Genomic DNA, 15,766 nt, shown 5'->3' on the forward strand with positions numbered 1-15,766 from the left:
ACCGATCCACCCCAGTTTTCACCAGGATATCAACAATCGGGGCGTTGCTCACCTCAAAAGTGGGCAACAGATAAAACTATACACGCGGGTTTTTGCAGATGCAAATCGAGGGTCCTTTTTCGTACATTTCGGGCGTGTCGCGAAATAACATACCATTAGAATCGTCAGGTATAGCAATAATTTTGCCTTGATACCCGACTTGCCGAACAGATAGATTTGCAAAAGCCGTTGCAGCCTACCGGAGGGAATGACGCCGCCAAAAGTGCAATTGATTCCCGATTTTCAGCCTACTTTGTCTTTTTCAATGCCGCAGCAAATCCCGGTTGCACCGGTAAGTTCACCAAAAACATAGCCTGTCCGGCGTGATAAATATCCGGTTTACCCGACCAAGTCAGCGCCGCGGGCCGGTTATGTCCGTCTAGTTCGTGGCACCACCGACCGGGGGATTCAATCAGGCTACTTTGGGCGTATTCGCTGAAACGTTCCACCCATTTGTCAGCGGTAATCACCAAATCCGCACTGCCCTGCCCCGCCCACCGGGTGAAGCACTTCGCTGTCACCAGGCTGGCCCCAAGCGCTTCACATATGACCCAGTGCATCCGCTGGGATGAGACGGTACGACCCTCGAAATCCGTCGTATAGGGAATTCCCGCAGCGTCGTCGGTCCCCCACGCAGCCAGAGCACTACGGTAAAGTCCCGCAGCGGCCTCGTGAACCCATTCCAATTTCAAATCTAATCCAGCAGCCTCGACCGCACCTTGGAGCTGCAAAATCAGACGTGCCCATTCAAAACCATGCCCCGGCGTAGCTCCCCACGGGCGGAAGGGATCAGTCGGTCTGTCACGGTTGTAATCGAGGTCTATACGCCAGCTACCGGTGTAATGCTCGGGAATTTTCCAGCCATATTCCCTCGCTGACCCGTTGATAATTTTCGTGGCGATAGATACACCCCGGCGCAGGTATTCGGTGTCTGCAGTGGCATCAAAAGCTGCCAAGCACGACTCCAAAGTGTGCATATTCGCGTTTGCGCCGCGGTAGTTCTCCAAATCTGTCCAGTCTCGAGCGTAGGATTCTCGGACCCTCCCCGCTGCTTTGTCCCACCAGTAGGCATCCTGGATACGTCTGGCTTCGTCTAAAAGTTCGCGCGCCCCTGGAATTTCCGCAACGGTAGCAGAGCTGGCAGCAAGAATTACGAACGCATGAGCGTAAGCCTCTTTACGGGGACCTTTTTCAAGATTGGGACGAGACTGCCCAGACGCATCAAGTTCAGTCTCAATCCACGAAAACCAACCGCCGTATTCATGGTCCACAAAGTGAGTGCGCAGGGAGTGAATGCCATGAATCGCTAGTTCGCGGGATCGTTCAGGATGGATTCCTGCGAGGGCAAAAAGCGAAAACATATGCGTCATGCGGCAATTAATCCATAGCTGGGCACCCATCTCGGGCATGACTGCCCCTTCGGGACCAAGGTAACCAAATCCGGCAGGCACTTGTGACCTCATGCCGAACTCACACAAAGAAAGAAGCTCACGCGCAGCTAAAGAAGGCAAATCAAGGATTTTGCACATGACTGAAATTCTAATGGAGCCTCGCCTGCCTTACGGGGAATACCGGAGATTGAAAATAATCAGACTAAATACAGCTGTGTGTGCGAACCAAAGTCTGTTCGCACACACAGGTTTATGGAATTATCCGGGATGAATCTAGGCAGCCTGGTGATAGGTGAGGCACTCGCCGGTCTTTCCGCCAACTTTGACGGCAGACGCCTGGCATTCCAGGTGCTCGTTAAAGCTGCAATCGGATTTTTGGCAAGCACCGACTGCCGCTTGCTTTCCGAGACCGCCGACCTCAGGCAAGGCAATAAAGGTTGAGCAGCCCTTGGTGCCCATAGTCATGGCGGTGGCTTGGCAGCCATCGTGGTTGTATGAGCAATCGGATACGGCGCAATCGCTAACTACTGGTTGAGTACTCATGGCTTCTTTCCTTTCGAGATAAGTATCTGTAAACGAATAAGTTCTTAATTACGACTGTCAACTATTTTTTCACCCCTGTAAACCCTGACTCTAAAATCTCACGTTTCCCCAGGTCAGAGGCTTGAAAATATAAAGAAACGCGCTAATTGCGTATATCAAAAAGCATATAGAGATATTTTTAAATAACATTGGCGATTCTAATTCGAGTCGATTACGCAAAGCAGGTGTAGCCTAAAGCCGGCTCCCGTCAGCAAACGACCTAGCTCAACAAATCACACTTGACCAGCACTAACAGACACTACTTCAGTATTTGAGACGAATCTGCTCGAATAGTGAACACGCCTGTACTTTGGGAGAAAATCTGCGTAACTTAACTGGTGAACGGTTCGGACTCGAACCAAATCGGCATCAGTACGAAATTGCGAAAACATAGGAGGAAAAAATGAACAAATATCGCGATTTTGACAACTATCTCAAAGAATACCCCGACGAAAAGGGATACTTCGGCAAATACGGTGGCAACTACCTGCAGGACCCCGAGCTGGTCAAAGCCTTTGACCAGTACGCCGAGGCCTACCAGACAATTGCACAGTCTGCTCAGTTTATTGCCGAACTGCGCCGCATCCGCAAGGACTTCCAAGGTCGCCCCACTCCGGTGTACCACTGCCAGCGTCTGAGCCAGAAACTGGGTCGCACCCAGATTTATTTGAAGCGCGAGGACTTGAACCATACCGGAGCGCACAAGCTCAATCACTGCATGGGTGAAGGTCTGTTGGCGAAATACATGGGTAAAAAGAAGCTCATCGCGGAAACTGGAGCAGGTCAGCACGGTGTAGCTCTCGCCACCGCCGCCGCCTATTTCGGCCTGGAGTGCGACATCTATATGGGCGAAGTCGACATCGCCAAGGAGGCCCCGAACGTGGCGCGCATGAAGGTGCTGGGGGCGCGTGTTATCCCCGTTAGCTTCGGCCTGAAAACGCTCAAAGAGGCCGTGGATGCCGCCTTCATGGCGTATTCCGAGGAATATCACGACGCCATCTATTGCATCGGCACGGCTGCTGGTCCGCATCCGTTCCCGGTCATGGTCAGAGATTTCCAAGAGGTTGTCGGCGTGGAGGCACGTGCCCAATTCTTGGAGCAGACCGGTCACCTGCCGGACAAAATCATGGCTTGCGTAGGGGGCGGCTCCAACGCGATTGGTTTGTTTGTGCCTTTCCTGGCTGACCCGGTCGAGATTTATGGGGTCGAGCCACAAGGACGGGGCACAGCTTTGGGCGATCACGCGGCCACCCTTACCTACGGCGGTGAAGGTGTGATGCACGGCTTCAACTCGATTATGCTCTCGGACGAAAAGGGCAATCCCGCCCCGGTCTATTCCAATGCGTCCGGTCTGGACTACCCCTCGGTCGGTCCTGAGCATTCCCTGCTGCACGACATGGAACGCGTCAATTACGTAACCATTCGCGATGAAGAAGCAATTGAAGCCCTGTTCTTGCTCTCGCGCTTAGAAGGCATCATCCCCGCCATCGAAAGCTCTCACGCTTTGGCTTACGCCATCAAGGAAGCCCGCAAAGGCAAGCCCGGATCCATCCTGGTCAACCTGTCGGGTCGCGGTGATAAGGACTTGGATTTCGTTATTGAACACTACGGAACAGGCGAAGACTACGTCAAATAGACTCAAAAGTAGGCTTTAAATGTTTTGTTCCCGGACCATTTGGTTCGGGAACAAAACATTTAAGAGGGAGCTCAGGGAATCCTATAGCCCAAGTTCCTTCATGATCAGGGACTTAACTGTGCCCGCATCAGCTTGACCACGGGTAGCTTTCATGATTGGCCCCATCAAGGCGCCGATAGCCGCCATCTTGCCGCCTTTAATCTTGGCGACGACATCTGGGTTATCCGCGATTGCCTGCTTTACAGCCGTTTCCAGCGCACCCGTGTCAGAAACGACCTCCAAGCCACGCGCCTTCACGACCTCTCCAGGATTACCCTCACCAGCCAGAACTCCGGCGATAACCTGTTTCGCCAACTTGTCATTAATCTTGCCGTCTTCAACCAAGTGCTGCAGTTCAGCCACCTGGGCGGGAGTAATCGCCATTTCTTCCAGGTCTTTTTCCTCGCCCTTCGCTAAGCGCGCGATTTCACCCATCCACCACTTGCGAGCCCCGCCCGCATCGGTTCCAGCTGAAACTGTCTCCTCAATGAGGTCCACCGCCCCGGCGTTGACGATGTCGCGCATTTCGATGTCGGTGAATCCCCATACGCCCTGCAGACGCTTGCGTCTCACGGCAGGAAGTTCGGGCAGACTCTTGCGGATTTCCTCCACCCATTCCCGACTCGGCGCTACAGGCACCAGGTCTGGTTCAGGGAAGTAACGGTAATCCTCAGCGTCGGATTTCTCGCGCCCCGAAGAAGTTGTCCCGTCCGCCGCATGATAGTGGCGAGTTTCCTGGACAATTTTGCCGCCTTCCGCGAGGATTGCCGCCTGGCGACGCATCTCGTAACGCACGGTTTTCTCGATGCCCCTAAAGGAGTTGACATTCTTGGTTTCCGTGCGAGTCCCCATCGGGTCCTCTGGATTGTCCCGCAAGGACACGTTCACGTCAGCGCGCACATTGCCACGCTCCATCCGAGCTTCACTAACCCCGATAGCGCGGAAAATGTCCCGCAAGGTACGCACATAGGCGGCAGCAACCTCAGGGGCGCGGTCGCCAGTCCCGGTGATGGGTTTGGTGACAATTTCCACCAGCGGCACTCCCGCGCGGTTGTAATCCACCAAGGAGTGATCTGCCCCTTGGATACGACCGTCTTCACCGCCGATATGCGTGTTCTTGCCCGCGTCCTCCTCCATGTGAGCACGCTCAATCTCCACGCGGTACACGGTACCGTCCTCCAACTCGACATCGAGCCAGCCGTCATAACAGATTGGCTCATCGTACTGAGAGGTCTGGAATGCCTTGGTCAGGTCGGGATAGAAATAGTTTTTCCGGGCAAACCGGCAGTACTCAGCAATTTGGCAATTCAGCGCCAAGCCAATCCGAATCGCGTACTCTACGGCTCGCTTATTTACCACCGGCAGACATCCCGGCAATCCCAGGGAAACCGGAGTGATATACGTGTTTGGTTCGCCCCCGAAAGCGTTGGGAGCCGCGTCGAACATCTTGGTCTTCGTACCCAGCTCAACGTGAACCTCCAGTCCCAAAACGGGATCGAAACGTTCGGTAGCCTTTTCGTAACTCATCAATTTGTCGCTCATTTTGCGCCCTCCTTCCACGCCGCTGCCGGGCAGGGCGGCATTGGCTCACTCGACTTTGCCAGCTGAGCTTCCATACGGGCTGCCACCTCATACATGGTGACGTCTCCACGAGCGGGGGCCAGAATCTGCACACCTACGGGCAAGCCATCTTCCGGAGCCACCCCGGCAGGAACCGAAATCCCGGGAATCCCAGCCATATTGGCAGGAATTGTCGCTACATCGTTGAGGTACATACTCATCGGGTCATCGAGCTTGTCGCCAAACTTGAAAGCGGTAGTCGGAGCGGTGGGGGTGAGCAGCACATCGCACTGTTCAAAGGCTGCTGCCAAATCCCGTTGCAGGAGGGTTCGCACCTTTTGCGCCGAACCGTAGTAGGCATCGTAATAGCCCGCCGACAACACGTGGGTTCCCAAGATAATGCGGCGTTTCACTTCGTCTCCAAAGCCCGCCTCACGAGTCGCTGCCATCATCCGTTCCGTGGTGACCTCGCCTTCCTGCGGCAACACTCGCAGACCGTAGCGCACCCCATCGAATCGAGCCAGGTTGGACGAAACTTCTGCCGGCATAATCAGGTAGTAAGCTGCCAAAGCGTACTCGAAGGATGGGCAATCCACTTCGACAACGTTCGCCCCCGCCTCTTGCAGACGCTCCACAGCCTGCTGGAAACGCTGCAACACCCCAGCCTGATAGCCCTCGCCTTGCAGCTGCTTGACGACCCCGACGCGCAGCCCCGTAGCGTCCGTGCCGATTTTCGCCAATGCCCCGGTAATATCCGGCACCGGTTCATCCAAAGAAGTGGAATCCAGCGGATCATGCCCCCCGATAATCATCTGTAACGCCGCCGCGTCGCGAACATCACGGGTGACCGGACCAATCTGATCCAGGGAGGATCCCATCGCAATCAGCCCGTAGCGAGACACTGCCCCGTAAGTCGGTTTCGCGCCTACAGTTCCGGTAACAGCTCCGGGCTGGCGGATGGAACCGCCCGTGTCTGACCCCAGCGCCCACGGCACCATGAATGCTGCCACTGCCGCCGCCGAACCACCGCCAGATCCACCGGGAATCCGTTCCAAATCCCACGGGTTGCGGGTCGGACCGAAAGCCGAGTGCTCAGTAGAGGAACCCATAGCGAACTCATCCATGTTGGTTTTGCCCAGGATGGGCAGTCCTGCCTCCTGGAGCTTGAGCACGATGGTGGCGTCATAAGGTGGCAGCCAGCCTTCCAGGATTTTTGACGCGCAGGTGGTGGGTTTACCCCGCTGCACCATATTGTCTTTAATCGCGATTGGCACGCCCGCAAAAGGATGCAGTTTCTTGCCAGCAGCACGGTCTGCGTCAACCTGTTTAGCGGTTTGTAACGCCCCTTCCACGTCGACAAACAGGAAAGCGTGGACATCTTTCTCGAGGTGTTCAATACGTTCCGCAAATATGCGCACCAGTTCTTCGCTGGTGACTTCTTTAGCCACCAGCTTCGCGGCCAGCTCATGGGCAGACAACAGGTAAAGTTCTGCGTTACTCATAGTTACTCCTCCCCGATAATCTTGGGCACGCCAAACATGCCACGGTCTGGCTGCGGGGCGGCCTGGAGCACCTCATCATGATCGAGGCATTCTCCCACTACATCCTCACGCCACACGTTTGTGAGCGGAATCGGGTGCGAAGTCGCCGGAATATCCGGTTTCGCCACCTCATTTACTTTCGCTACTGCCTGGGTAATTACATCCAATTCAGCGGCGAATTTTTGGATTTCTTCGTCAGTCAGCGCAATTCGGGCCAAGCCAGCGACGCGCCTCACTTCATCAGCATCAATAGTCGACATATTACTGAGTCTAGCGAAAATCCGGGCGTGGCGGTTAACCCTTGCGGTCTATGGTCGCAACGCTTCATTTCGCCCTACCCGAGACGACGAAACTGGACATGGAAATCGGGTGCGCTACCAGGGAACCGGGAAAGCTACCGTGGTTTTAACCGTGTACGCTTCTGCGCTGGGAACACTGGGATTCTGTCCATTACACTGGTAACAGGAAAGGAATACAAACATGGGCAAAAGAGTAGGGGACCCGCATAGCAATCTGCGTAATCATTACAGCCCTGAACCCCGCGGTGAAGTGTTCCGCCAAATCGCCCGTTTCTTTACCCGGCTATCGGAACTAGCGGTGCAGACACCGCAGCAGCTCCCCAGGGTAATGGCACGAATTTTTGGTGGATTCCTGCTGTTTGAATTCGTTGCCGGGGTGATTACAGTCGCCATTGATACCCTGCGAACCTGGCGTCAGTCCCCGGTCAAGCCGTTCCCGGTAACCCAGTTGCCTGAAATTCGCTTTGCTGCAGACAAAATGCAGGTGTACACCTCCGGGATTGAGGTGTACACCGCGATGCTAGAAGCTATCCGTTCGGCGCAATCTCACGTGTTCTTTGAAACTTTCATCTGGAAAAATGATGAAATCGGACATTTGTTCAAAGAAGCTTTGATTGCCGCGGCAAAGCGCGGGGTTGAGGTCTTCATTATTTGGGATGCTTTCGGCAATATCAATGTGCCCCCCGCTATGACTCGCTTCCCTCACCTGCACCACCTGCACGTGTTACGTTTTGGATTGTTCCGTTCGTTCTTTCTCTCTCTGCGTTCCACCGGGCGTGACCACCGTAAAATCCTCACCGTTGACAACAAGATTGGCTTCATTGGCGGATACAACATTGGTTCACTCTATGCGACCCAATGGCGTGATACGCACCTGCGCCTGACCGGTCCGTCAGTATGGGAGCTGACCGACGCTTTCACCGACTTTTGGAATGCTCACAAAACCCGGAATCTGCCCCAGTTGCCTCAATTTCTTCCCCGGCAGTGGAGCCCTGAAATCGAAGTGGCTCGTAACGAACCAAACCGCCTGTTGTTTCCGGTCCGCGGTCTGTACATCAAAGCGTTAAACAAGGCTCGAAAGCGATTTTGGATTACTCAGGCTTATTTCATTCCCGACCAGGATATTTTGGACGAGCTCATCGCGGCGGCGTGGCGCGGTGTGGATATTAAAGTGCTGATGCCGGAAACTTCAAACCATATCGCGGCTGACTGGGTGGCACGCTCATACTATTCCCCGATGCTGGAGGCCGGGATTGAAATCTGGCTTTACAAAGAGGCTATGGTTCACGCCAAGACCGCCACCGCCGACGGATGCTGGACCACGATTGGAACGGCAAACATCGACCGTTTGTCCATGACCGGAAACTACGAAATTAATATGGAGATTTTTTCCACCGACCTGGCCAATCAAATGGAACAAGTGTTTCTCAACGACCTGACCAACGCTCGACAGCTCACCCTGGATCAGTGGGAGGAGCGCCCCGTAGTTAATCGAGTCATTGAGCGTCTGTTGCGCCCGCTAGGTTCAGTTTTGTAGAGCTAAGTTTCGGAATCTCGGACCGTGCAACTGCGCCTTCAGGAGCTGCCTCCGGTTTGTCTCTGCCCCCAGGAGTAGTCTGTCCGCAGTACAGCCCGGACTGCCGCCATGTGACGCACCGGATTAGGCTCCGGAGATGCCCTTTTCCAGCAGGGCTTCGAAGCCAGCAGATTCAATAACCGGGATGCCTAACGCTTGGGCTTTGGATAGCTTTGACCCCGCGCCGGCGCCAGCCACAACCAAGTCGGTTTTTTTCGATACTGAACCGGTCGCTTTCCCCCCGCGGGCTTCTACCGCCAACTGAGCTGATTCACGAGTGTAGCCGGGAATGTTCCCGGTAATGACCACGGTCAGACCTTCTAGGGTGGGCGCTAGGTTGGTGTCTCCAGCCAGAGATGCTTCGCTCGCCCCCTCCGCTTTACTGACGGCTCCGACTCCCGCAGCTTCCCAAGCATCCACGATTTCTTGATGCCACGGGACTGTGAACCAGTCCCGAATGGAGGCAGCTATGACTTCCCCGATTCCTTCAGCCTCGCCCAATTGTTCGGCACTAGCGACTCGCAAAGCAGACATCGTGACAAACTGGCGGGCTATGGTCCGTGCCGCGACCGGACCCAGATGTCGAATGGATAGCGCCACCAAAACCCGCCACAGCTCTTTGGACTTCGCGGCTTGCAGCTGTTCAAAAAATGTCTGCACGACTTTCCCCGCCACAGGAGGTCCGAAACGTTGCCCGGTGGCTTCCTGAGCAGCTTTCGGCAAGGGTCGCGGCTTCGCCCAAAAGAACCTAACCTGTTGCCAATCTCGACCGCCAGTACCCGGAATCTCACGCCATACCATCACGTCGCGCAAGTCCTCAGGTTGCAAGGCAAACAAGCCTGCCTCCGAAGTCAGGACCGGGGACTGAGGGGGCGGTAAGAGGTCTTCGATGGCCTCTAGGCTGCGCGGTTCCCCGGAGGGAACGGCGACAATGGTTCCGTCCTCTAACTCACAGTGCCCTCCCGCCGCGAGAGCAGCTGCCACGTCACCGCGCCCGAACTCTGGCTGAGTCAGCGCCAAGGCGCCTTCCTCTCCCAGACCTTCAATATCCAAGGCGTTGCGTGAGCCTACGTGTATGAGTCTCTCGGTGATTTGCGCCGGACATCCCGACTGATTAGGGCAGCGTAAGTCAATGTCACCTTCCTTTTGCGCCCCGAGTTCGGTTCCGCAAGAAGGGCAGGTGTCTGGCATCACCCACTCGGGCAAACCCGCTGGTCGAAGGGACATTACTGGTCCTAAAATTTCGGGAATGATGTCTCCTGCTTTGCGCAGCACGACAGTGTCACCGGGACGCACGTCTTTCCGGGCGACTTCTTTGGCGTTATGCAGCGTGGCACGCGAAACGTAGGAACCATCGACCAGGACCCGCTCCATCACCCCGAAAGGCGTTACTCGCCCGGTGCGTCCCACCTGCACCTCGATACCGAGCAGGCGGGTGTGAACTTCCTCAGGCGGAAACTTGTAGGCACACGCCCAGCGCGGTGCTCGTGCTGTCGAACCCAGGGCGTCACGTTGCGCAAAACTGTCAACTTTTAGCACCACGCCGTCAATCTGATGGGCGAAATCGTGGCGATGCGCCGTCATCTGGTCTAAGACCGTGTGTATCTCAGCCAGGGAATGTATTCCCGCTAGGGACATCCCCAGGCTGGCGGGGGTTTCCCGCACGGAATGCAAACCCCATGATTCCAACAGCTCATAAAAGTCCTCTTGGGTCTCCAGGTGTGCCGCCGCACCGGGGTCAGCCCAACGCACTTCCCCGACCCCGTGGGCTAAAAATGCGAGGGGACGTTTTGCCGCCTGGACGGGATCTTTTTGTTTCAAAGAGCCGGTGGCTGCGTTACGCGGATTAGCAAACAACTTTTCCCCGTCACGTTCGCGGGCCGCATTCATAGCGGCGAAATCCGCCAGCGGCAGATACACTTCCCCGCGAATTTCCACCAGTTCCGGCACGTTTTCACCGCTCAGGCGCACCGGCACAGTCGCGATGGTCTTCACGTTTTCAGTTACGTCCTCACCGGTAAAGCCATCCCCGCGTGTAGCCCCGACCGCGAGCGTGCCGTGAAGGTAGGTCAAACTCATAGCCAGCCCGTCTACCTTTACCTCTGCAGAAACAGAAAAATCCTGACCTTCCAGGCTTTTTTCCACTCGCGCCCACCACGCATCAACTTCCGCGTAAGAAAACACATCGTCGATGGAACCCATCTGGCACAGGTGGTGATGTGGGGGGAACCCTTCCGTGTTCGCGGTCTCTCCGCTCCCCCCGACCGTTTGTGTCGGCGAGTCCGGGGTCACCAAATCAGGATAAGCCGCTTCCAGCAACTGCAGCTGCACGAACAAGGCGTCGTATTCCGCGTCACTCAACCGAGTCACCCCAGTCTCGGGAGTTTGGTCATAGTAATCCGTGCGTGCCGCTTCGATTTGGTCGACCAGGTCAGCGTGCTGGGCTAAAGCAGACTCAGGGATGGAGGTTTTTTTCTTCACCATTCCATCTTAAGACCAACCCGGAAACACAAAATCTGAACCTTGGAGTACCCGGAACTTTCCGGTAAATACTCCGTTCTCTGGCAACTTGCGGTGGAACTTATGGGTCTCCTGGTGTCTCAAATTAACGCGCCCCCTTGTAAACTGGGAACGAAATTGAATCAAATGATTAAGGAGACGAGATGGAAGCCAGTATTTTTATTGCTAATGGTGTTGAAGAATGCGAAGCTCTGTTGGTCGTAGATTTGTTGCGCCGCGGGGGAATCGAGATTCAAACGGTGGCAGTGAACGACGCCACCGGAACTGATGAGAAGGCGCGAACCATCGTGAGCTCACACCAGGTTCCTTTGATTTGCGATGTACACCTCAATAGCTACGCTCCCAGCGACGAAAAAGTCCTGGTTATCCCCGGAGGCAAGCTCGGGGTAGATAACCTCAAAGCGTCAAACAAACTGTCCCAGATTTTGCGTTCTCATCAGGAAAATCTGGCAGCAGTATGCGCCGGACCTACGGTATTGGGGGCACTGGGACTGCTCGATGAACATAAAGCTACGGTTTATCCCGGTTTCCAAGACGGCTTGGGGTCTGCCGATTATACCGATACCGGCTTGATTCACGATGGTCGGGTCATCACCGCGCGGGCACTCGGGGCTTCCATTGACTTTGCCTTGGAAATTATTGCTTTGCTCCGTGATGAGTCGCAGGCTCAACAGGTCGCTGCCCAGATCTGCTACCAAACTCACTAATTTTCTTGGTATTGATTCCTCCGGCAGGAGGTTTGTCCTAATTTTCCAGGCTAAACTTGTGCCCTGGAGCGGTTTGACGTGGCTTGATGCAGCTTGATGGGAGTTATCAACAAGTTCTCCTCCTAGGTTATCAACAGGCTGTGGATAACCGTTTGCGAAAATTGGCTGAACTCTCTAGCTTGAGGGTATGGAACATTTTTTGCAGCCCCGGGCAGCTCTAGCTTCTCCGCTGCTCTGGGTCGTCACTAAAGGACCCGACACAGGTCAAGCTTTACCCGCGATTCCAGGGATATTTGGCAGATTGAGCGGATTGAGCGATCCGCAAATCTCGCGTCAAAATCTGCATCTGGAAACTTCAAAAAACTCTTTGCGCGCCTTGCCGTTCCCCGGTTCTACCCCTGTGTACAAGGTGTGGAAAACTCGTCCCTGGTCGCATCAGATACGTCGCGTCTGCCATCTCAAGCCCGGCACACAACTCAAACTCGGTACCACCACACTGCGCCTGAGTCGCCGTCCGTCGGACCTTCGGTTGGTTCCACCCCCAGCTCCACGACAGTTTGCAGGACGAGCTGCTTTATTCATGTTCCTACCGCTGCTACTCATGCTGGGATTAGCGGCTTTCCTAGGATGGCGCCTGCTGGTGATTGTGGGTATTGCCGGCACGATAGCCCTGGTGGTGTTCATCCGGCGAGCACTGGCGGTACCGACTCCGGACAAGCTCTGGCTCGCCGCCGCCACTCCCCTGGCGGTGCCTTCGCAAAAAGTCAGTGAGATTCGTGTGTTTACGGGTCGGAAACTCCACCGCAGAATCCTGCAGATTCAACCGGGAGAAACACTGTGTTTCACCGGAACACAAGGCGCCGATCAGGCCCGGTGGGTCATCGCCCAAGCTATCCTGTTTGGGCAAGCTCGGCTCAGCGCAAATAATCCCGACCCGTGGCGAGGACTCAAACCGCGTGAAGAATCAGAAAAATCCGCACCCCGAACCCTGACGATTCGCGTATTTGACCCCAGCGAGACCCCACATTTGGAGAGGGACGAAGTCGGGATAACCATCTGTGCCGAGATGCCTCCACCGTGGGCGCAACGTATCCTCGCCACGCACCCGCACCGCCTCGCTATCACCGCCACCTGGTTTAGCTCTCTTATGGACGCACTGGGAGAAAATCCGCAGCGTCTTAGCCTGACTGCCATGCCTCCCACCGAGACATTGCCCGACCTGGTAGATGTCACCCAGTGGGGACACACCAGTCCCGAGACTATTGCCCGTAACTGGCAGGCGCCTCCCCCAGGCTTGTGCGCCCAGCTCGGGGTGAGCACCGCAGAACGTCCCTGGGCGGTTGATTTGGTAAAAGAAGGACCACACGCACTGGTGGCGGGCACGACAGGGGCAGGAAAGTCCGAGCTGTTGACCACCTGGTTGCTGGCATTGGCTTTGCACTATTCTCCTCGCGACTTACGGTTTATTTTGCTTGATTACAAGGGCGGGGCGGCTTTTGCGGCGTTGGGCGCCCTGCCCCACACTCACGGTGTGCTGACCGACTTGACGCCCCAGCTCACTTCTCGTGCCCTAGCTTCCCTGGAGGCATTCCTGAAACAGCGCGAGACGGTTCTATCTCAGGTCAAAGCCCGCGACCTAGAGCACTATCATCAGCTCACGGGACAACGGCTGCCCAGGGTGCTCATCGTAGTGGACGAATTTCGCGCCCTAGCCACGGATCATCCCGAGACTTTGGAAAACTTAATTCGCCTGGCGACGCATGGGCGTTCGTTGGGGCTGCACTTGATTTTGGCCACGCAAAAGCCCGGTGGAGTAGTTAACGGTCAAATTTTGGCTAATACCAATCTGCGAATAGCTTTGCGGGTTCGTTCACCCCAAGACTCCACCGAGATACTCAGCGATACGCGGGCGGCGAGTCTCCCGCACATTCCGGGTCGTCTGTATTGGGAAGGACTCACTTCCGGTGTGGCGCAAGCCGCCTGGTGCGGGAAAGCCGACTGGGTACGCCATTGCGTGGAACAGGTTTGCCAGGCATGGGAGAAATGCCACGAAAACGCACCTTTGCCAGAAATCTGGTGCCCCGATTTACCCCTAGCGGCGCCGTGCCCCCCGCAGAGTTTCGCCCTGTTGGACTTTCCCCACCAGGCTCGACAAACCTGGCGTTTTCCGCAATCTAGCCTGGGTATTTTTGGGAATCCCGGCAGCGGACGAACCACTGCCCTGACCACTCTAACCACAATGTGGCTCTGTCAAAGTCGCTCGACTATAGTCATCACTCCCGACCCGTCAACGTTTTGGAACCAGTGGCGTGGGCACAGTAGCGACCCGTCGCCAGGTTCTTTCCAACGTTTTCTCACCGTGTTTGCTCCGCAGGACTTGTGGAAACTCGAACAATTCATGTCCTTAGCAGCTAACCGTGGTTTAGAAGGAGCCGCGGTGGCGATTGACCGGGCGGATTTGCTGGCTGATGAACTGGAACGGCTCTATCCGGGACAGGGGGTAAAGCGCTTGGAAACATTGCTGAGCGAAACCGGATCGGGCAGCTATGCACTGGCGTTCACGGCTCCTTTGAGTGCGGGGCATAGCGGTTGGGGAGCCTTAGCGGGCGAAAAATTCGTGTTATGTCCACGAGATACGGTGGATTTGCATTCTGCCGGCATTGAGTCAAACGGAGTACACGGGCGTTTGCGTGAGTCTTTGCCTGCGGTAATCACACCAGGTCGCGGAGTGTGGCAAATCGGCAACGCGTGCATCACCGCACAAATTGGTATCTCCACGTGCGAAAGTCTGGTCGAAATATCTGACCCAGAGTCGAGCGCGAGTTCTCCTGAGAATACGCCAAACGCCCCAGGCAGTAAAGAAATTGTTTTAGTGGACCTTCCGAAAGCATTTTCCCATCGAGAAATGCCCCACAACGCGCTGCAAGTTACGTTAGGCTGGTCCTCATCACGCCGTGATTGGCTGAGTCTTTCTGCCGCGCAGCGTCACTGGGTGGTGGACGATTTGCCCGAGTTACGTCCCCTGGTTGCCCAGTTGAAACGCGAATATCGTCGTCTTGGTTACCAGCTAATCGAGGCAGAAGATTTAGAACCTGAACGCATAAATCGGGATAGTTTCATCATTGTCTCCAAATCTGAACGTAACATATCAAAGCTGAATGTTTTATGGGAGACTATTGAGAGTAGCCTGAAGCTTGACCTAACATTCTTAGAATTGCGCTCACCTGGAATTATGTCCGAAAATTTAGCCCTCTCGTTACCAAATTCTGCCAATCGGAAAGTTACGATTACCCAATTAGGCAACACCATCGAGGCTAGACACCGGGTGGCAAATTACCTTAACGTCGAGATGGATCACGTTAGAAAACTCCAGACTATCGGCGGATTCCCAGCCTTTTATCGGCATGGTCCCGAAGTGGGAGCTTTGGTCACTCCAGATGGTAGTGTGACACATATCACATGATATTTGGAAGATTCTTGATTTACATCTCTTGAAAATGCATTGGAATGATGTCACCCTTGTTAAGTCGAATTTATTCCACGCAAAAGTTTTACAAATCCCTAACCTAATCTTTTGCACCGAACTCTAAGGAGTAATTATGGACTGGCGCGATCAAGCAGCTTGCCTTACCGTAGATCCTGAGCTCTTCTTCCCGGTAGGGAACACCGGCCCAGCACTGGCTCAGATTGAGGAAGCCAAGGCCGTGTGCGCGACCTGCCAGGTTGTAGACATTTGCCTGAAGTGGGCTCTGGATAACAACCAGGATGCCGGCGTCTGGGGTGGCACCAGTGAGGACGAGCGTCGTTCTCTGAAGCGTCGCAACGCTCGTAATGCCCGCGCGCGTCGCGCTTCGAGCCTTTAATTCCTAACCGTTC

The 15,766-nt window shown here is 55.1% G+C and carries 11 protein-coding genes; 5 read left to right on the plus strand and 6 right to left on the minus strand.

The window, feature by feature from the left end:
- Window positions 1–287: 287 nt before the first annotated feature.
- Window positions 288–1,568, minus strand: coding sequence for an AGE family epimerase/isomerase (locus tag HMPREF0574_RS07045; RefSeq protein ID WP_004008036.1), 1,281 nt, complete (start codon window positions 1,566–1,568; stop codon window positions 288–290).
- Between the two features lie 135 nt (window positions 1,569–1,703).
- On the minus strand, window positions 1,704–1,973 hold the full coding sequence (locus tag HMPREF0574_RS09545; protein WP_004008037.1) for a hypothetical protein: 270 nt from the start codon (window positions 1,971–1,973) through the stop codon (window positions 1,704–1,706).
- A gap of 442 nt (window positions 1,974–2,415) precedes the next feature.
- Between HMPREF0574_RS09545 and trpB the strand changes: the two genes are divergently transcribed.
- Window positions 2,416–3,648 (plus strand): tryptophan synthase subunit beta, encoded by a 1,233-nt coding sequence (gene trpB, locus HMPREF0574_RS07050; RefSeq protein ID WP_004008038.1) that lies wholly within the window; start codon window positions 2,416–2,418, stop codon window positions 3,646–3,648.
- 81 nt (window positions 3,649–3,729) lie between these two features.
- Here the strand turns inward: trpB and gatB are convergent, their stop codons facing one another.
- From gatB to gatC, 3 genes are read right to left on the minus strand one after another with little or no spacing between them, the layout of a single operon-like run.
- The gene (gatB, locus tag HMPREF0574_RS07055; RefSeq protein WP_004008039.1) at window positions 3,730–5,229 is read right to left on the minus strand and encodes an Asp-tRNA(Asn)/Glu-tRNA(Gln) amidotransferase subunit GatB; all 1,500 of its coding nucleotides are present in this window, start codon (window positions 5,227–5,229) and stop codon (window positions 3,730–3,732) included.
- A complete protein-coding gene (gene gatA, locus HMPREF0574_RS07060) occupies window positions 5,226–6,749 on the minus strand; it encodes an Asp-tRNA(Asn)/Glu-tRNA(Gln) amidotransferase subunit GatA (RefSeq protein ID WP_004008040.1) in 1,524 nt (507 codons plus the stop codon). Before gatA ends, gatB begins: the two co-directional genes overlap by 4 nt.
- Window positions 6,750–6,751: 2 nt before the next feature.
- Complete coding sequence (gatC, locus tag HMPREF0574_RS07065; protein WP_004008041.1) at window positions 6,752–7,048, minus strand: Asp-tRNA(Asn)/Glu-tRNA(Gln) amidotransferase subunit GatC; 297 nt, start codon at window positions 7,046–7,048, stop codon at window positions 6,752–6,754.
- A 220-nt stretch (window positions 7,049–7,268) separates the two neighbouring features.
- On the opposite strand from gatC, the gene HMPREF0574_RS07070 reads away from it, so the two are divergent.
- On the plus strand, window positions 7,269–8,624 hold the full coding sequence (locus tag HMPREF0574_RS07070) for a phospholipase D-like domain-containing protein (RefSeq protein ID WP_004008042.1): 1,356 nt from the start codon (window positions 7,269–7,271) through the stop codon (window positions 8,622–8,624).
- 123 nt (window positions 8,625–8,747) lie between these two features.
- Here the strand turns inward: HMPREF0574_RS07070 and ligA are convergent, their stop codons facing one another.
- Window positions 8,748–11,147, minus strand: coding sequence for an NAD-dependent DNA ligase LigA (gene ligA / locus HMPREF0574_RS07075; protein WP_004008043.1), 2,400 nt, complete (start codon window positions 11,145–11,147; stop codon window positions 8,748–8,750).
- A gap of 179 nt (window positions 11,148–11,326) precedes the next feature.
- Here ligA and HMPREF0574_RS07080 point away from each other — a divergent pair, with 179 nt between their 5' ends.
- From HMPREF0574_RS07080 to HMPREF0574_RS07090, 3 genes are all read left to right on the plus strand, one after another.
- Entirely contained in the window at window positions 11,327–11,890 is a 564-nt protein-coding gene (locus tag HMPREF0574_RS07080) for a DJ-1/PfpI family protein (RefSeq protein WP_004008044.1), read from the plus strand.
- Window positions 11,891–12,077: 187 nt separating this feature from the next.
- Window positions 12,078–15,353 carry an FtsK/SpoIIIE domain-containing protein gene (locus tag HMPREF0574_RS07085; protein ID WP_004008045.1) on the plus strand — a complete coding sequence of 1,092 codons (3,276 nt, stop codon included), beginning with the start codon at window positions 12,078–12,080 and terminating at the stop codon, window positions 15,351–15,353.
- A 136-nt stretch (window positions 15,354–15,489) separates the two neighbouring features.
- Window positions 15,490–15,753 (plus strand): WhiB family transcriptional regulator, encoded by a 264-nt coding sequence (locus HMPREF0574_RS07090; protein ID WP_004008046.1) that lies wholly within the window; start codon window positions 15,490–15,492, stop codon window positions 15,751–15,753.
- Window positions 15,754–15,766 lie beyond the last annotated feature (13 nt).

It is taken from the genome of Mobiluncus curtisii subsp. curtisii ATCC 35241 (assembly GCF_000146285.1).
In the GTDB taxonomy this organism is placed as follows: domain Bacteria; phylum Actinomycetota; class Actinomycetes; order Actinomycetales; family Actinomycetaceae; genus Mobiluncus; species Mobiluncus curtisii.